19 protein-coding genes are annotated in these 17,875 nt (G+C 54.0%); 9 read left to right on the forward strand and 10 right to left on the reverse strand.

Annotation, left to right across the window (positions count from 1 at the left end):
* Positions 1–245: 245 nt before the first annotated feature.
* The gene (locus HY36_RS07220) at positions 246–875 is read right to left on the reverse strand and encodes an RNA polymerase sigma factor (RefSeq protein ID WP_162175962.1); all 630 of its coding nucleotides are present in this window, start codon (positions 873–875) and stop codon (positions 246–248) included.
* A 274-nt stretch (positions 876–1,149) separates the two neighbouring features.
* Between HY36_RS07220 and HY36_RS07225 the strand changes: the two genes are divergently transcribed.
* The 7 genes from HY36_RS07225 to ppk2 all read left to right on the forward strand — a co-directional run bounded on the left by HY36_RS07225 (position 1,150) and on the right by ppk2 (position 6,833).
* On the forward strand, positions 1,150–1,374 hold the full coding sequence (locus HY36_RS07225) for a hypothetical protein (protein ID WP_035550553.1): 225 nt from the start codon (positions 1,150–1,152) through the stop codon (positions 1,372–1,374).
* Positions 1,371–2,711, forward strand: a complete 1,341-nt coding sequence (locus tag HY36_RS07230) for a hypothetical protein (protein WP_035550555.1) — start codon at positions 1,371–1,373, stop codon at positions 2,709–2,711. Before HY36_RS07225 ends, HY36_RS07230 begins: the two co-directional genes overlap by 4 nt.
* Positions 2,708–3,049: a winged helix-turn-helix transcriptional regulator gene (locus HY36_RS18105; RefSeq protein ID WP_081806089.1), complete on the forward strand. Its 342-nt coding sequence runs from the start codon at positions 2,708–2,710 to the stop codon at positions 3,047–3,049. Before HY36_RS07230 ends, HY36_RS18105 begins: the two co-directional genes overlap by 4 nt.
* A gap of 9 nt (positions 3,050–3,058) precedes the next feature.
* The gene (locus tag HY36_RS07240) at positions 3,059–3,601 is read left to right on the forward strand and encodes an RES family NAD+ phosphorylase (RefSeq protein WP_051602597.1); all 543 of its coding nucleotides are present in this window, start codon (positions 3,059–3,061) and stop codon (positions 3,599–3,601) included.
* A 285-nt stretch (positions 3,602–3,886) separates the two neighbouring features.
* On the forward strand, positions 3,887–4,435 hold the full coding sequence (locus HY36_RS07245) for a formyltransferase family protein (RefSeq protein ID WP_162175963.1): 549 nt from the start codon (positions 3,887–3,889) through the stop codon (positions 4,433–4,435).
* Between the two features lie 354 nt (positions 4,436–4,789).
* Positions 4,790–6,064: an SAM-dependent methyltransferase gene (locus tag HY36_RS07250; protein ID WP_035550563.1), complete on the forward strand. Its 1,275-nt coding sequence runs from the start codon at positions 4,790–4,792 to the stop codon at positions 6,062–6,064.
* Positions 6,051–6,833: a polyphosphate kinase 2 gene (gene ppk2 / locus HY36_RS07255; RefSeq protein ID WP_051602598.1), complete on the forward strand. Its 783-nt coding sequence runs from the start codon at positions 6,051–6,053 to the stop codon at positions 6,831–6,833. Before HY36_RS07250 ends, ppk2 begins: the two co-directional genes overlap by 14 nt.
* Positions 6,834–6,984: 151 nt before the next feature.
* Here the strand turns inward: ppk2 and HY36_RS07260 are convergent.
* The 8 genes from HY36_RS07260 to HY36_RS07300 all read right to left on the reverse strand — a co-directional run bounded on the left by HY36_RS07260 (position 6,985) and on the right by HY36_RS07300 (position 14,830).
* Positions 6,985–8,135 (reverse strand): IS3 family transposase gene (locus HY36_RS07260; RefSeq protein WP_155841772.1). Its coding sequence is split into 2 segments (ribosomal slippage): positions 6,985–7,877 and positions 7,877–8,135, totalling 1,152 coding nucleotides; the frame shifts between segments, so codons are not numbered across the junction.
* Positions 8,136–8,164: 29 nt separating this feature from the next.
* Entirely contained in the window at positions 8,165–8,416 is a 252-nt protein-coding gene (locus tag HY36_RS07270; RefSeq protein WP_035550571.1) for a hypothetical protein, read from the reverse strand.
* Between the two features lie 135 nt (positions 8,417–8,551).
* Positions 8,552–9,100: a hypothetical protein gene (locus HY36_RS07275; RefSeq protein ID WP_155841774.1), complete on the reverse strand. Its 549-nt coding sequence runs from the start codon at positions 9,098–9,100 to the stop codon at positions 8,552–8,554.
* 149 nt (positions 9,101–9,249) lie between these two features.
* Entirely contained in the window at positions 9,250–10,452 is a 1,203-nt protein-coding gene (gene nhaA / locus HY36_RS07280; RefSeq protein WP_276325154.1) for a Na+/H+ antiporter NhaA, read from the reverse strand.
* 263 nt (positions 10,453–10,715) lie between these two features.
* Positions 10,716–11,369, reverse strand: coding sequence for a hypothetical protein (locus HY36_RS07285; protein ID WP_206741165.1), 654 nt, complete (start codon positions 11,367–11,369; stop codon positions 10,716–10,718).
* A complete protein-coding gene (locus HY36_RS07290; RefSeq protein WP_035550576.1) occupies positions 11,362–12,252 on the reverse strand; it encodes a DNA-processing protein DprA in 891 nt (296 codons plus the stop codon). Before HY36_RS07290 ends, HY36_RS07285 begins: the two co-directional genes overlap by 8 nt.
* Positions 12,253–12,451: 199 nt before the next feature.
* Positions 12,452–14,101, reverse strand: a complete 1,650-nt coding sequence (locus tag HY36_RS07295; protein WP_035550579.1) for an acyl-CoA dehydrogenase family protein — start codon at positions 14,099–14,101, stop codon at positions 12,452–12,454.
* Positions 14,102–14,155: 54 nt separating this feature from the next.
* Entirely contained in the window at positions 14,156–14,830 is a 675-nt protein-coding gene (locus tag HY36_RS07300; protein ID WP_035550583.1) for a class I SAM-dependent methyltransferase, read from the reverse strand.
* 204 nt (positions 14,831–15,034) lie between these two features.
* Here HY36_RS07300 and HY36_RS07305 point away from each other — a divergent pair, with 204 nt between their 5' ends.
* Both HY36_RS07305 and HY36_RS07310 read left to right on the forward strand, forming a co-directional pair.
* On the forward strand, positions 15,035–16,057 hold the full coding sequence (locus tag HY36_RS07305) for an NAD(P)-dependent oxidoreductase (RefSeq protein ID WP_035550586.1): 1,023 nt from the start codon (positions 15,035–15,037) through the stop codon (positions 16,055–16,057).
* Between the two features lie 10 nt (positions 16,058–16,067).
* Entirely contained in the window at positions 16,068–16,331 is a 264-nt protein-coding gene (locus tag HY36_RS07310; RefSeq protein WP_035550589.1) for a hypothetical protein, read from the forward strand.
* Between the two features lie 49 nt (positions 16,332–16,380).
* Here the strand turns inward: HY36_RS07310 and HY36_RS07315 are convergent.
* Positions 16,381–17,720 (reverse strand): IS3 family transposase gene (locus tag HY36_RS07315; RefSeq protein ID WP_155841776.1). Its coding sequence is split into 2 segments (ribosomal slippage): positions 16,381–17,396 and positions 17,396–17,720, totalling 1,341 coding nucleotides; the frame shifts between segments, so codons are not numbered across the junction.
* Between the last annotated feature and the right edge of the window lie 155 nt (positions 17,721–17,875).

Genomic DNA, 17,875 nt, shown 5'->3' on the forward strand with positions numbered 1-17,875 from the left:
CATCGATTTTTCCTTGCCTCGGCCCGGCTTCGAGCCGCCTGCGCAACAACAGCCCTTTTTGACGGGCGGTTTGACTTTGGCTTTGGGCGTTTGGACGGCGCTTTTCTTGACACGGTTCATGGCGATCTCCTTCTCTTCAATTTCGTCCTGGCTCGGCGAGCACAAGCAAAAACCGCCTATTGCGGACCTGAAAACAAAGACGCGCGAACCGGAGCGGCGTTACACCCCGCCGCTGCGAAAACGTATCAAGGAACAACCTGGCCCGGAGGTATGGACAAGGCGGTCGCTTCAACGCGTTTTCGCAAGTCTTCAGCGCCCGGACAGGCGCATTGAAAATAGCCGTGTTCGATACAGGTCAGGCAGGTTTGTTCCAGGCGCTGGCGCATGGCCCGGCGTGCGCGGTGAAGTTTCACTCGAAGCGCATTCTCAGACAGGCCGAGATCATGAGCAATCACAGAGCGATCTTCACCGATAAGGTCAGCCCGCCAGATCAGATCCGCGTAGTCGGGATTCAGTGTCGGCAACATTTTGTATAGGCATGCGCAAATAACAAAGTCGATCTCATCATCATCGAACAGGAGGGCAGCCTCTGCCGCATAGGTTTCCAGCGCTTTGTCTGAGCGCGTCATTGCTCGAAAATGATCAGCGATTGTCGAACGAAGAATCTGAGACAACCAGCCTCGAAGCCGGTCTTCATCTTTAAGATCATTAAACCGGGTCAGCGCCTTAACATAGAATTCTTGCAGCACATCCTTGGCATCCGCATCGTTGCGCAATTTTCGCTTCAAAAACCGAAACATGTCCTGATGCGACTCGATGAGAGCAGCTTCAATGACGCGCTTGCGGCGCTCCGAAGGGCTTGGGTCGGAGGTCATGATTGAATGTCGTTCTAGACTGTTGGACTTGTGAACCATGATACGCATACAGAGTTCGTCTCCCTTAAATCCGAGCAGAGTTTCAGATCGCTCTACGGAGCGATCGCTTTGATCGCTTCGCCTGCCCCAAAAAATCAATAAAATGCAAACGCTTATAAGCGGATCCGTCGCGGGTGAATTCAGCAAGTAAGGTCCAAGCAAGTTCCAGGCGCAGAAAATCGAAGCGAAATTTCTTGCCGGTACATTTCCAATTGGAGCAAAGCCACAGCGAACTTTGGCGAAAAACCTGCTGGGCGATGATCTGCTGGGACTGCAGACAGCAAAATCCGATCGTCAGCAGATCGGCAGGTTATTCCTAAAACCGGACATAACGAAACCGCTGATTGACCCCAAAGATCCGACGCCACAGCTCGACCTTTCTGAAGGAGCAAAAGAACCCTATTACATATCAGTTTCAGAATTGACTATTCTGAAACTGATATGTAATAGGGTTTTATGAACGTTATTCAGCTTGACAACTTTCGATCGCACACGACACCGTTGGCAACCATCGTGCGAGTGGGTGACTTCAATCAACAGTTTGCCCACTATCAGTCGCAAAACCTATTGCCGGGTAAGCGCGCGGTTATTGATGCCTACAACGTAAAGAGACAAGCAGACTTGCTGAACGACCTAAGGGCAGTTGGGTTTGAGTTAATATTGGATACCAAAGCCGCGGAATTAGCCTGTCCCTTCAAATGGAATGGTCAATCCCGAAAGGCCGACTGGCTTCCCAGCGAACCCAATCGTGCTCTGAGTTCCAACGACTTCAACGAGAGCATGGCAACAAGTATAGCAGAGCTCGCTGTCGAGAATAAGTTCCACATTGTCTTGGCACCTAGTCGATATGTATCCGACGCATCTGCGATAAAGACACTCGAACAAGACCATGAGTTTATGATGGTGCTCCGAAGTGCACTTGACCGGGCCGGTGGGAGTCACATCGCCATAGCATCCAGTTTTATCGGAAGACTGACCTTGCTTGGCATGGAAGACGTGACCAAACGAATGGTCAGTTTGAACCGAGATGCCCCCACTTCAGCTTTGTGGTTGAGACTATCTGGAATGCGGCGAGACCCCAGCGCTCAAAGGATTACGAAAACCGCTCGACGGCTTCAATTTTTACAAGAATCCGGTCTGCCTATTGTATTGGATTATGCAGCGGGCCTGGAGCCATTGTCGCTAGCTGCTCTGGGAACTACGAGCGGTCTTTCTTTTGGCGCTTTAGCCAACGACCAATTTTCAGATTCAACTTGGGTAAAGCCCTCAAAGTCAGTCGAAAACTCAGTAGGTGATTCTGGTCGGCAGCAATTCGCAAGAGCGCCAGGTCTTGGACGAAACTTCAGTCACGCGGAGTTGCAGTTGATGTCTGAAGCGCCAAAAGGGAAACGCTTGCTATTCGACCCATCAAATACGGGAATTGGGACATTCGAGGAATTCAAATCAAAGTCAAAAGAGACCGCATTGCGTGAGGCCGTTGAGGCGATAGCGGGGCTTAGTGAAGTTCCAAATACAAGACGGCCGGATCATGTCAAAACGACTCATATTGAGCAATGCGCGCGCAAAGCTCGGCAGCTTTCCAGATTGGAACTTAATGGAAATCGAGCAGCAGAACTCAAGGTTAAGTCTCCGGAGAGTCTGACAAGACGGTTGTCAGAGTATGCTTTATCTTTGGATAGAACAGGATCAGCTTTGGAAAAAATAGTAAGTGACTCAAGCCTCCGACTCACCGGATCGAAAACGCTGCCGCATCTAGGCAAATCTAAAAAAAGTGACGAAATGGGTGAAACACAATGAGCGACGCAGCGGTATCTCGAGTTTTAAACACTTTGCAAAAAGACGGCGGCCTTCAAGGCAAGGACATCGCTACGCTGACAAACGTCTCGAAAGCGACGGTGCATCGTTGGATAACCGGAAAAGCTGCTCCTCAGCCAAAAAACGAACTCATCATTTCTGACCTGAATTATGTGGTTCAAAAACTTAGAGACTATTACAAGCCGAAGAATATTCGTCTTTGGCTCCATTCAAGGCATCCTCAATTAGGAGGAGAGCGAGCGATTGATTTAATCCATCAAAACAGAACAGATGAAGTGCTAACAATTATCGCTCGTCTGGATGCAGACGCATTTGTTTGAGCCGTATTTATGCGCCGTACTCTGCGAGATATCGAATTAATTGATGACGTCGAAGCGTTGCCGACGGAATCATTTTCCGGCGACGTGTTTCGACTGATTCAAGATGGTCGGGATCCCACCACCTGTTGGCATCCGGAAGGTAGGTGGGACGATGGAGCATTCGATGTTCTTTACACTGCGACCACTGAGCAAGGCGCATTGGCCGAAGTGCGGTATCATTTGTCTCAACAGCAACCATTTATGCCAGACTTTTTGAAACGTCGTATGTTTCGCATTCCAGTGAAAGAAGTTGAAGTCGTCAATTTGTTGGATCTAAGTCTTTTAGAGAAGCTCGGAGTGGATCTCTCCGCTTGGGGGAAATCAGATTATGTGTCCCGTGGAACTGAGTACTTGCGGACTCAGGAAATCGCCGCGGTTGCTGAATTTCACGAGAGGGAAGCGCTGCTTGTTCCTTCTGCGCGTTCCCCAGATGCGAACCTCGTAGTATTGACGCAAGCCAGCGTTGATCTGCATTGCGGTGAACCTGAGGATCTTGGATTAGTGGATATTTGAATTGGCGCATCTTCACACACGTCCAACGCCTTAATTGGCGAATGCGCTGTGCGCCAATCTATTGGGGCGATAATCATAGACTAAACCCTTCATTAAGAGGAATAGAGCAAATTTTGCAAAATAGGCTGCTGAGCGCTCGCGAAAGCTCGCACGCTATTTGATCACAAGACCCGCCGGGAAGGGTTTAAAAACCGGATTTGAACGATGACGAGATCAATAATTCTATTAACCGGCGCACGCGAAGTTCCCTTCTTTGAGGAATTCTTGTTGGAGCGGAATCGGGAGTTGCAAATTCTGGCAGCCTATAACGCAGAGGATTTGGCGAACGCGGTGGAGCAAACAGGCGGGAATGCGAGACTGATCTCATTTGTAACCGATATTATTGTGCCGCGAACTTTGCTGTCCAAGCTAAAACTGACGCCATACAATATCCACCCGGCACCGCCAGAATTTCCCGGCTCGCATGCTGATAGTTTTGCTATCTGGGAAGGCGCGGACACATATGGGGTCACAGCCCATGAAATGATGCCTTCGGTTGATAGTGGTCCGATTGTGGCGGTTTGCCGATTTCCAATGCCCGAACGTCCGGAGCGAGTTGCATTATCCGATTTTGCCTATTCCAAAGCCGTAGAAGTGTTTGCCGTGGTGGCGGCCCATTGCGCTGAATGCGATGATCCGATGCCGCCTGTGCCACACGAATACTGGTCTGGCCAAAAGCGAACGCGAGCCCAGTTTAAAGCTTTATGCGACTCTCTTCCAAGTTTTTCTGGTGAGGACGCACAGCGTTTAAAACGGGCGTGCGGTCCTGACCTCAATTCAGATCAGGCCGGTTAACAGAATTGCCGCTTGATGGAATGAGGCTTGCTTTTCGAATGAGGACGCTTTGAAAGTTTTGTGCGGCGTGGGGCGCGATGACTTCTGAGCTGCCAATATGGCGCAATAGGATCTATATCGGGCGGCGTCAGAGACCGCGTGGAAATAGCGCGTGGATCACGACGCATAACACCAATCGTAAGAAATCGAAAAGATGGTTCGCCCTCATTTCTCGGTAACGCTTTCACGATTTTCAGAAAGAGAGTGCAGACCAGCAAAGTGTAATGGTTCAGGGGCAGGGGCGTCTTATCCGTATCAGATCATAGAGTGAGCACGCCGGAGCGCGTCGCCGCTAAACCAAAAAGGACGCCGCTGATGAGTCTCTGGAGCACAATCGCTAAAAACCGGCTTGAAAAGTCTATTCACAAGGGCCGTCTGGAAGTCGTCTTTCCAAATGGCAAGACAGCTATTTTTGGTCAGAACTGCGACGATCCAGTTCGTATCGCCGTGAAATCAGAGGCCTGGCTTCGCCGTATCGTGCTCGATCCGGAATTGCAGCTTGGCGAGGCCTATATGGAACAAGGCCTCGTGCTGGAAACCGGCGATCTATACGATCTGCTGGATCTTCTCTGGACCAATATTCTGTCCAAGGGCAGCGCGCATGCGGCGCTCCCATCTTTCCTGCGAAAGACGTTTCGTGCGGTTGCGCAATTTAATCCGCAAGCGCGATCGGCTCGGAACGTGGCGCACCATTATGATATCGGCAACGATCTCTACCGCCTCTTTCTTGATGACGACATGCAGTATTCCTGCGCGTATTTCCCGAAGCCGCAGACATCGCTCGACGATGCCCAGCGGTTTAAGAAAGATCATATCGCGCGCAAGCTGTGCTTGAAACCCGGGGACCATGTGCTTGATATTGGGTGCGGATGGGGCGGGCTTGCGATGCATCTGGCGGAGCGCGAAGATGTTCGGGTCCACGGTGTGACATTATCCTGTGAGCAGCACTGTCTGGCTCAAGAGCGCGCTGAGACCGCCGGGCTCAGCGACCGTGTCGATTTTGAGATTCAAGATTATCGCAACCTTACCGGCGAGTATGACAAGATTGTCTCGGTTGGTATGTTTGAACATGTCGGTGTGCCGCATTACCGCGAATATTTCGACCAGATTGCGGCCCGTCTCGGCGAGAATGGAACGGCGCTCATTCACACGATTGGGCGGTCGCCTGGACCAGGGGCGACCAATCCATGGATCGCCCGGCATATCTTTCCAGGGGGCTATATTCCAGCACTCTCGGAAATTGTGCCCGTGATTGAGAAAGCCGGGCTGGTGGTTCTGGATATTGAGATCCTGCGCTTGCACTATGCGGAAACGCTAAAAGCCTGGAGGCAGCGATTTCTGAACCGCGCGGATGATGCTGAAAAGTTATATGATGCGAGGTTTGTGCGGATGTGGGATTTTTATCTCGTCACAAGTGAGCTGTCTTTTCGCCATGGCTTTCACAATGTGTTCCAACTTCAGCTCGGTAAACGCCAAGACGCGGTCCCTCTGACACGGGACTATCTATACCCATCCGAACTGGCCCGCCCGGCCATAAGACAAGTTTCGCCGGCCAATGATGAAAGGGTTCGCGCGAATGCCAAAAGATGATCACGCTGACACGGGTCTTTCCAAGAAGGAATACAAACGCCGACTGCGCGCGCTGCAGATAGAACTGGTCAAGATCCAGCGCCGTGCGATCACGCATGGTCATCGGATTCTAGTGATTTTCGAGGGACGCGATGCCGCCGGCAAAGACGGCGTTATCAAGCGCATCGCTGACCATCTCAGCCCCAGAGAGACGCGCATTGTGGCGCTTGGCAAGCCATCCGACCGCGATACGAGAAGTTGGTACTTCCAACGCTACGCACCGCATCTGCCAGCTGATGGTGAAATCGCGCTCTTCAATCGATCCTGGTACAATCGGGCTGGCGTTGAACCGGTTATGGGCTTTGCCAGCGATCAAGAAGTCGAGGCATTTTACGACAATGTTGGCGCATTTGAACAAATGCTGGTGCGCGATGGCACGCAAATCCTCAAATACTATCTCGACATCAGCCGAGACGAACAGGAGCGGCGACTTGCGGCCCGAGATCAAGATCCTTTGAAGCAGTGGAAGAAAAGCCCGATTGACGCGGTCGCTCTGCAAAAATGGGACGACTATTCGGCCGCGCGCAACGCGATGCTCACCCGCACAGAGTACGCATTTGCGCCCTGGTATGCGGTTCATACCGACGATAAACGCATGGCCCGGCTGAACACGCTTGGCCACATGATCAGGACGATCGAGTGCCCGGACACCGACAAGTCGATCGCGACTGTTGATCCGGCGGTTATTATCGCGTCGCCGCGAGACCGCCTTGAGGCTTTGGCCGTTTGATCACGCGTGTACAAGCCACGTCCTTAGCAGAGCAAAAGTTAGAACAAGCAGAATGATCCAGCAACTCCCATAGATCGCTGTCAGCCACAACCGGCCCGCAGATGATGCAGGATGTTTGGTCCGAGTGACCTGAGACCCTTGGGTCCCTCACTCATAATGAGAGTCTGGCCTTTCCATAGTTCATAGTTTGAGGCTTGGCGAGCGCGTCGGGAGCGGTGCTCCCATCAAGCTCGAGCGACCGGCGCGCTGCGGGCGTGAGCCCGCCCAGCGATGAGTGAGGCCGGATATGATTGTAGTCGTGGCGCCAGCGCCCGAGGATCGATCGGGCATGGGCCAGACTATCAAACACTTCTTCGTTGAGGCACTCGTCGCGAAGCTTGCCATTGAAGCTCTCGACGAAGCCATTCTGCATCGGCTTGCCGGGAGCGATATAGTGCCAGGCAACCCCGCGCTCATTCTGCCATTCCAGGATCGCCCGACTGGTCAGTTCGCTGCCATTGTCACTGACAATGGTCTCTGGCTTGCCATAGAGCCGCATCAGACGATCCAGCTCGCGAGCAACGCGCTGTCCTGAGATCGATGTGTCAGCGACAAGCGCCAGGCACTCTCGTGTGAAGTCATCGATCACGGCCAGGATGCGGAAGCGTCTGGCCGCCCCGAACGTATCGGCGACAAAGTCGAGGCTCCAGCGCATGCATGGACCATCCGGGATCGGCATCGGTGTCCGGGTGCCAGTTGCACGCTTGCGGCCTCGCCGTCGCTTCACGGCAAGGCCTTCTTCCCGGTAGAGCCGTCTCAGCTTCTTCTGGTTCATGATGATACCCTCGCGGGCCAGCATCAGCTCGATCCGGCGATAGCCAAACCGACGCCGCTGCGAAGCGATCTCCCGCATGCGCTTGCGGATGTGCGGATTGTCCGGCTCACGCTCCCGGCGAACCGTCTTGGGATCGACGCTGACCAGCTTGCAGGCACGGCGCTGCGAGATGTCATATTTCGACATCGCCTTGAGCGCCGCTTCCCGTTTCAGCCGGGGCGTCGTCAGCTCTTTCCCAGCAGGTCTTTCAGGATCGAGTTGTCGAGCATGCTATCGGCCAGCAGCTTCTTCAGTCTCGCATTTTCCGTTTCCAGGGTCTTCAGTCGCCTAGCGTCGGACACATCCATCCCGCCAAACTTCGCCTTCCACTTGTAGAAGGTCGCTGAGCTCATCCCGTGACGGCGACATACCTCCGATGTGGACATGCCGCGCTCCTGTTCGGCCAGGATCGAAATGATCTGTTCTTCGCTAAATCTGCTCTTTCGCATTTGGGTCTCCGTTGTCAGAGACTCTCAATTCAAATGCGGGACCAATCGGGTCTCAGGTCACGAGCGGTATGGATCAGCGCGATGAGATGAACGGTCAGTCCCAGAAGTGCAATCAGCGCCGCTGATGCTCTGAAATAGGGTGCGGTGATGGCGCCGACGCCAAGGCCAAGAAGGCCAATCCCAAGGGTCGATAGAACGCAGGTTGCACCGCTGAGTTTGGTAGGTTTTCTGGTTCTGGCATGCTCGGCAGATTGTCGTTCGTGGCTCGGATTGTGATTCATCTGGGGCCTTCTTGCGGTTCTCGTCTTTGCGCGCCTTTTGATTTGGCGCTGATAGTTGTGCAGGACGAATAGACGCGAAGGCGAGGCGGCCATTACACCACATGCTGTGGACAAGTTGGAGAAGCGTCGCGGGGTTTAGGGCATCTCTGCATCAGCGAGGCGCGGACTGGGATAGACATCGGCCAGCAGGAGCAGGCTTTTTTCAATCCGCTCGCTGACGGTCATTTTGTAAAGCTCGATATCGATATTATACGTTTGAAAGAGGGCTTCGGCAGTTTTATAATGGCCATACCCTATCAGATAGGTTTTACGGTCACCGCTTTCGCGCGTTTCGACAAACCGATCCTTTGCTTTTTCGATTTGATCGGCGATGGCTCTAGCCATGGACGAGGGTTCCGCAGAAGACCCAGCTTCATGCTGCGGTATTTGACGCAGGCCGTTTATCGCTGCCTCGAATTCGGCCTCCACGCCAGACTTTGTCAGAATGGCCATCTGCGCTTGGTAGACCCATTGATTGAGCCGGGCGCGGTCGTCATCAGTTAAAAGGCTCGCAGGCAAAGATGTGATCAGCATTTCAGCGTCAGTCAGCAGATTATCCGAGATGAGATCTTCGCTGACGGAGGACGCCGCCAAAGCGGCGCGCAAACGCGCTTCGACATCAATGCGGGCAAAGGTCGCCTCCAATGTTGCACGTTCTACGGGCGAAGAGGCCGCAATCTGGAGTGGGGATGCGGCCTGCTGATCAATTGCGAGTTTTACCCGGAAGGATATCGCAAGCACGGCCCCGACTAAGAACGCAGCAATCAGCCAAGGCAAAGGCGGCGGGGACATTTTCATCGGCGAGACCTCTCTTCGGATTCGGCAGGCTGGGGGCTCTCAGCCGCCAAGGTTAGCACGCCCAATCCTGTAACGGCAGAGAGGGTCGATGCGATGATCACGCTTAGCGTGACCCCTTGCAAGGCGGCGGGATGGTCGAACGCGAGCGCCGCCACAAACAGGCTAATTGTAAAGCCCACTCCGGCGAGGAGAGACGCGCCCAGCAAATGCAGCCAGGTGATAGCCGGCGGGAGCTTTCCAAGGCCGCTAACGACCGCTAGGGCCGCCGCGCCAAATACGCCGAGAGGTTTGCCAATAAAAAGCCCGAACCCCGCGCCGAGGCTCGCCGGACCGATAAGGGCCGCAGAAGACATGCCCGCCAGGTGAATGCCTGAATTGAAAAAAGCAAAAACCGGTACGACACCGTACGCGACCCACGGTCTCATGCCGGTTTCAACGATTGAAAGCATTGGGCGTCCTCTAACCGACAGCGGAATCGTCCACGCTACGAGGACACCGGCAATTGTGGCATGGACGCCTGATTCAAGGACTGCAACCCAAACGAAAATTCCAATCAAAACGTAAGGCGTCATATGCGTGACCCTCAGGCGGTTCAGCCCAATCAGGCCAACCAGTCCGGCTGCAGCCAAGGCAAGCGAAACCAGACTCAATCCTTCGGTGTAGAAGAGCGCGATAATCACCAATGTTCCAAAATCGTCGAACACGGCGAGCGCCATTAGGAACACTTTGAGCGTCGATGGGATACGCGTGCCAAGCACAGACAAGACGGCGAGCGCGAGAACAATATCGGTGGCGACTGGTACGGCCCAACCATGCTGGGTTTCCGGGTTGCCCGCGTTAAACAAAAGATAGACTGCGGCGGGGACGAGCATGCCCCCCAGGGCGCCGATCGCGGGAAGGGCGATCTTGCGCGGCGAGGCGAGGTCGCCGACCAGGACTTCGCGCTTGATTTCGAGCCCAATCGCAAAAAAGAAGAAGACCATCAGGCCTTCATTGATCCAGTCGACCAACGGCTTGGACAATCCAACAGCGCCAACCTGCAACGACAAAGGCGTGTGGTGGATCAGATCATAGATTTCAACTGCCGGTGAATTCACCCAGGCGAAGGCCAATAGCATCGCTGCAAAAACCGCCAATGCAGCATGCTGCGTTGAAGCAGGTGACGCGCCGCTATCAATTGTTGCAAGAGATCTGGCCAAACCTTTTCATGCTCACCGGTCGATTTGCAGGTATGGTTCAGTACGTCTGAGGCAGCTCCATCCCTTGAAAACGCGGCCCGGTCATCTCAGAAATCTGAGTAAAGTCGCCTTCTGAAACGACTCTGCTTAGAGTTGGAAGAATGGGTGAAGCCCCTTCCAGCGGATATTTGACTGTGCTCAGCATTGAAGCCCTGTTCGAATGTCTCGATCATCACGATATGCTTCCCGCGTGTCAGAACTTGGAGCTGAAGGATTGATTGCTGCTAAACCGGTGCAAAGCCGAAGGCTGCGGCGGCGGGTTCATCGGGAAAGACGCGACGTGCGATGAACAGACCAATAATTTGCGCATTCGGAAATCTCGCGCGCAGCGTATCTGACATGGCGCGAAAATGAGTGCCTGCCGTAATGACGTCATCTACAATCGCGATTGCGGTTGGCGGTGGGTCGCAGAGTGCTTCGTCGATGGCATAGACCTCCATCAGCTCGTCGACGGTGACCCGATCATCATTTTCGTGCGAGGCGCGGGTGCTTTGCGTCTGGTAGACAAGGTCGCGGGCGTCGACCTCATCGTCAATTCCTTCACAAATCCGCCGCATGCGGTCGTCATATTCAGCATGGTCGCGCGCCTTTGAAGGCGGAATAGGTACAAATGTCAGCCGTTCGATCACGTCTTCCGGCAAGGCGAGCGTCAAATCATCAGAGCATCGACCTATATCGCGCGTCTTGTAAGCCCATTGCCGCGTTCCGCGTGTCAGCGGGCTTTTTTTAATATTGGCGATGAGTTGATTAGTTGCGCTATAGCGAAAGCCCTGTCCGGTCGTATACTCGTACAAGAAATAACAGCTATCGTCTTCGGAAAGGTGAAAATGCAGCTCTCGAAGCGACTCATCGATTTTAGTTAGTCGCAGGTCAGCCAAGAGCGCCCCAGATGTCTTCGGGATCGCGTACGCGAATTGCGCCTTGATCGGCGAAGCGTTCCGGCCATTTTAACCCCTGGTCGAAGCAAGCGTTCAAAATGAACAGTTTGCGGCCCTGATGAATTGCGGCGCGAGCTTGGGTGAGCGTTCCGGATGTTTCACTGGCTTCAACAATAATCGTTGCTTCGGTGAGGGCGCTCATCGTCACATTTCGTTCCGGAAAAAAGGTGCGATTTGCGCGATAGTCTTGGGCATCATAGCGTAGGGCGGGCACTTGACTGATCAGCAGAAAATCATTTGCGATGCGTTCCTGCAGCGCCTTGTTATGTTTGGGGTAGACATGGTGCAATGGCGTCCCGATCACAGTGATCGTTTTTCCGCCTGCTTCAAGCGCCGCCATATGTGCGGCCGTGTCGATCCCTTGAGCCAGTCCTGAGACGACTGTGATGTCTCGCTCTACGAGATGGCGCGCCAGCCGGGCTGCGCGCCTTTGGCCCTCTATGGAGGCCTTGCGGCTGCCGACAATGGCGACGGAGCGGGTTTCTGTCAGTTCCCATGTGCCGCGATAATAAAGCAGTTCGATGGGGTGGCGCGCCTCGCGTAGACGTTTGGGGTAATCGCCTGCCTTATTCACCCGCACACCGAAGCGAGAAATGCCTGCGTCTTTGAACTTTTTGAGCACTTTACTGGCGGCCGCATCTGCAGTCCTGGGGTCTACGAAATCTGACGGCAGAGCAAGCCGATCAGCTCGAAATCTGTCGGCAAGTGATTTGAAGCTTGCACCTTTTTCGAGCCAGAGTGCTTCATACGCGCCAAGTTCCCGAAACGGCGAAACGGCCTGCAAAGCAGGCTCGAGATCTCTTGGTTTGAGTGCCAGGGACAAGACGTCACCTCCCCTCGTTAACGCGCTTTCTTAAGACCGTTCTTGACGCATATTCGCCTTTCGACAAGTGAAAGCCGGACAATGCGGAAAACATGCCGCATCGTCTTTTGTGAATCCGTGTTGCTTGTTCATGTATTGTTCTTTTCTGGTGGCTTGTCAATGCCGTCTGTTATTCTGGCCTCTATCGACTGTGTACGGATCAGCCCAACATCCAGCTTGTCGCCCGCACGATCGGGTTGTCGAGATCGACTTGAACGCCAAACGCGCCCCAGATTGGGGTTGGATGGGTGATACGGGTTTGCACATACATCTTCCTTAAAGACGGGTCGGTGAGTGCATCGGCTGAGAATACGAGCGCGGCCTGCTGCGCGAAGAGGCGCAGATTGTCTGGCCGCTCGGATCGAAGTTTACTGGCCAGCGTTTCTGTCTCTGGGATGTCGGCGGCGATCCGTTTGAGCTCTTCGTTGAAGACTTTTCGTACAGCCTCGTCGGACAAGGCGCGCTGCAAGTCGAGCGCCATAATGTTACCAGAGCCCTCCCAAATCGCGTTGAGCGGGGAGGTCCTGAATAGCCTTGCCATGCCGGTCTCTTCGACGAATCCGACCCCGCCAAAACACTCCAAAGCTTCGCTCACAACATCTGGCTGCCGTTTACATATCCAGAACTTCGCAAGCGGCGTCAACGCCCGGCTCAATGCGGCTTCGCGTTCATTGTCGGCACTGAGATCAAATCCCGCACCAACGCGCAGGGTTAGCGCGATCGCCGCTTCACTCTCGAGTGTGAGATCGGCGATCACACCGCGCATGAGGGGTTGGTCAATCAGGGTCTTCTGAAAGGCTGTTCGCTGACTGACATGAAACGCCGCCCGGCAGACAGCCTGACGCATGCCGGCCGCCGACCCTATCATGCAGTCATAGCGCGTGTGGTGCGCCATCTGGATAATGGTTGCAATCCCGCGGCCAGGCGCGCCGATCCGTCTTGCATAGGCGCTGCGATACTCAATCTCAGATGAAGCATTGGAACGATCGCCCATCTTGTCTTTCAGGCGTTGTATCTCGATTTGGTTGCGTGAACCGTCTGGGCGCCAGCGCGGCGCCAGAAAGCAAGACAAACCACCTTCTTCATAGGCCAGCGTCAAAAACGCATCGCACATTGGCGCCGAGCAAAACCATTTATGCCCGACCAGTTCGACTTCGTCATCTGAGAGCGCATGCGCGCGCGTCGTATTCGCGCGCAGGTCGGATCCGCCTTGTTTCTCGGTCATCGCCATGCCGATGGTCGCCGCCGATTTATGTTCTATCGGCATGGCGTTCGGGTCATAGTCTGGCGCGCGAGCGCTCTCGGCCCAACCGTTCGCCCAGTCCGCTCGCCTCAGGATCGGTTGGGCTGCATAGGTCATAGACATGGGGCAGGTCACGCCGCTATCGGCCCAGCTCATCATGTAAAGGAGCGCCGCATGGGCGATCTGCCCGCCTGCTGGATCGGTCCAGGCGCGCGAGGATACTCCGCCCTGGAGGCCAATTTTCATCAGCTGATGATAGGCAGGATGAAACTCGACCTCGTCGATGCGCTCGCCCTGGGCGTTGAAGGCTTTCAGGCGCGGCGGGTGTTCGTCAGCCTGTCGCCCGAGCTCCCGGGTATGGTGCGCCCCGGCTTCTTTCGCGAAAGTGGCGAGATGGGTCATATGGTGGGTAGCTGTGTCTCGCTCATCGCGGTTTGCATCGCACCTTGCAAAGGCGGCCATGAGCGGTTCAGCCAGGGCCGGGTCCTGCAGCGGATCAAGATCGCCTGGTTGCCTTGGTTGATTGGTGACGTCGTGCGTGGATAGCTCGGTTCGGGGTTTATACATGATGGCTAAAATAGCAGTTTTGGAGCGCACCGTCGCTCGACGATTTGTCTCGCCTCATGTTTCCTTCTTGGTCGCCGTGTAAAGCGAGATGGATCCCGTCGGCGTCAGCGTCACACTGCGCTCCATAATATCTGAGAAACCGGCGTTCGCCATGAAGTCGGGCAATCGGCCATCTTTATTGGCTCTGGTATCGCTGTATCCATCGGTCAGACGAACGAGATTAAATGCGAGTTTCATAGAAATGGAGCGTTGCCGGCCATAATCGGCGAGCAAGAGCGTGCCGCCTGGTTTGAGGAGCCGAAAAGCGTTCTGAAGGATGCTCTTCTTCACTGGGACTGGGCATTGGTGAAGCACAAGACTGGTCAGAACCTTGTCCACCGTTCCAGGCGGGAGCCTGTTATCGACCGCCGCGTCTCCCATTGCCGTTATGAACTCTAATTCGGTTCCTGTCTTCGCCGCTTTCATTTCGGCGATCAGCCGGATGTCCGGGTCGGGATCAATCGCGACCATACGGGCGCCCGGCTGTGTGGTCTTTATCAGGATTGCCATGCTTGCCGTCCCGGCACCGATATCGACAATCGTTTCGCCATTTTCAGGCGCAAGCGCCTCGAGAAGTTTGGCGCGCCATTGCTTCTCCCGGGTGAGCAGCGCGATGACACGATCGTAAAGTCCGATCGAGCCGCGTGGGCCGAGGGCGGGGGTGAAATCAGGAGACTGAGTCTTGGTCATCGGGCAATCTTAAAGCGGTACGCGGTGGACCGTATTGAACGATTCAACGCTCCAATCTGCAAGTTGAGTGGAATCAATTTCACGTGCGTACTTAATATGCCTACCGAATTAGGGGTTGGGCATTCGTTTCGGTGCCACGATCACAACTCTTGTTTGAACAAAGGGGCCGTTTCGGGACCAAAATAAGAGAAGGGCTTGCGAGGTATGAAAATCGCCATCTTTGAAATAGACGAGCCGCATAAAAGGCCGTTTGAACGATTGGCGTCTAGGCATTGGGTGCGGTCGACTGAAGCGAGACTGTCTGAGCAAAATGTCGAAGACTTTCATTGGGCTGAAATTATTTCGGTGTTTATCAACTCGCGCATCGATGATTCAGTTTTAGAGAAACTTCCGTCGCTAAAGATGATCACAACTCGATCCACCGGATTTGAGCACATAGATCTGGTAGCTTGTGAAAAACGCAATATCTCGGTGTGTCATGTTCCTGGATATGGTGAAAACTCTGTAGCGGAACACGTGTTTGCTCTTCTTTTGACGATCAGCCACCGCATGCTTGCCGCTACCAAACGCACGAAATCGGGCCATTTTTCGCCGGAAGACCTTATCGGTTTCGACCTCGCAGGAAAGACACTAGGTGTTATCGGTGCGGGCGCTATTGGTCGCCGGGTCATCGAAATTGCATATGGATTTAGTATGCGGGTGATCGTCCACGACATCGCTGAAACGCCCGATTCCGAACGTGGTAAACCGACATCGATTATGGGATTTGATGAGCTGCTAGCCGAGGCGGATATCATTTCTCTGCATCTACCTTTGACGGCTCAATCCAAGGGCCTTTTTTCCAGCGACGTGTTCGCAAGGATGAAGCATGGCGCAATTTTGATTAACACCGCGCGAGGTGGCCTTGTCGACAATGAGGCGCTCATTCATGCGCTAAACACTGGCCAGCTTTTCGCAGCCGGGTTGGATGTGGTAGAGGATGAGGCGTTGCTTATTGAGGAAGCTGAGTTGGTCTGTGGGGTCGATTGTGCCCGGCGTGACTTAGAAATCAGCTCGAGAGCGCGGACTTTGCTCAACATGCCAAACGTTGTCGCGACGCCGCATTCGGCCTTTTACACCCACGAAGCAATGCAAAGAATCGCAGACACCACGATAGAAAGCATAGAGTCGTTCGTTCATGGCACACCAATAAATCTCGTTTTCAACTCGAAACAAAATACTGCCTAGGATTATTCACATGCAAAAAAAAGCTCATGTTGCCATCGTAGGCTATGGCGTCATCGGAAAACGAGTTGCCGACGCCGTGAGCGTTCAAGACGACATGCAACTGGTCGGTATCGCTGATACTTCATCTTCAATGCGCGTGCGTGTCGCCAGCGCAAAAGGATATCAAGTCTACTCCGCAACAAAAGACGCAGGCGTTCGAATGAAGGCGTCTCGTGTTTCGCTTGCAGGGCATTTGGAAGACTTATTGGCGAAGTGTCCGTTTTCAAACGGTTGAGACATTCTGATGCTTTTGGATCAGGAGAGATTGGCTCATCTGGTTTGGTTTAATCAGTAGATTTTGCGTGATGCAAGCGGCGTAGTTTCATGGTCCTCCATTTGGTTTGGGCACGTTGCTGCAGGATTTCATCGCCTCGACCGAAGTAGACATCTGCGGGCGTGAGATTGTTCAGGCTCTCATGATAGCGGCGATGATTGTAGTGATCGACAAAGGCGTCGATCTCATGGGTGAGGTCACCGGGCAGGAAGTAGTTTTCCAATAGGATGCGGTTTTTGAGCGTCTGGTGCCAGCGCTCGATCTTGCCCTGGGTCTGTGGATGGTAAGGCGCTCCGCGCGTGTGGGTGAAGCCTTCTTCGGCAAGCCAATCGGCAAATTGTTCAGATACGTAAGACGGTCCATTGTCCGAGAGGATACGAGGCCGGTGTCTGACTTTGATCTGATCAAGCCCTGAGGCTTGCAAAGCGAGGTTCAGGGTTTCCTGCGCATCGATGGAGGCCATGTTGGTGCAGAGCTTCCAGCTGACGATATAACGCGAGAAATCATCCAGAACGGTGGAGAGGTAATACCAGCCCCAACCAATCACTTTCAGATAGGTGAAGTCGGTCTGCCACATCTCATTTGGGCGCGTCGTCTTATCCTTGAACTCATCGGCCGCCTTGATGACGATGAAAGCTGGGCTGGGGATCAGGTCTTTGGCCTTCAGGATGCGATAGACGCTGGCTTCTGAGATGAAGTAGCGCTTCTCATCGGTTAAGGTCACAGCCAGTTCACGTGGACTGAGGTCGGTGCGGTCCAAGGCCATTTTGACGACCGCGTTGCGAATATCATCCGGGATACGGTTCCAGGTCAATTTGGGGCCGCAGCGCCGGTCTTCCAGGGCATCGATGCCGCCTTGCTGCCAGGCATCATACCAGCGATAGAAAGTCGCGCGCGAAACACCGATCTGTTCCAGCGTGCGTTTGATCGGCTGATGCGATTGCTCGACCAGGTGAATGATCTCCAGCTTCTCAGATGCAGGGTATCTCATATGTCGTCGTCCCCATCCGCAATCACGCTTTTTTTGAGTACGCGATTTTCCAGGGTCAGGTCCGCAACGACCTCCTTGAGGTCGCGCATCTCACGGCGCATCTCCACGACTTCATCGCTGCGGGCTTCGCGTTGGGTGTCACCAGCCAAGCGTTTCTTTCCCGCCTCCATGAAGTCTTTCGACCAGCTATAATACTGGCTCTGGGCAATGCCTTCCCGACGGCACAACTCGGCAATCGAATGCTCACCGCGCATGCCTTCCAGGACAATGCGGATCTTCTCTTCAGCTGAATATTTGCGCCGGGTGCGGCGCTTCACCGACTTTATGTGCTGTTCGGCACTTTCGGATTTTTTGCTCATCTTCACTCCTTGAGTCAGTTACGATGAGCCAAAAATCCTCCTTAAGCAAAACCAACAAAGTGTCTCACGGTCGCTGAACCGCTACAGCAACGCACGCTGATAACAATATCGAACGATTGTGCTGCAGGTGATGAGCCAGACTGCCCAATTGTCAA

Source organism: Hyphomonas atlantica corrig., from assembly GCF_000682715.1.
Classification (GTDB): Bacteria; Pseudomonadota; Alphaproteobacteria; order Caulobacterales; family Hyphomonadaceae; genus Hyphomonas; species Hyphomonas atlantica.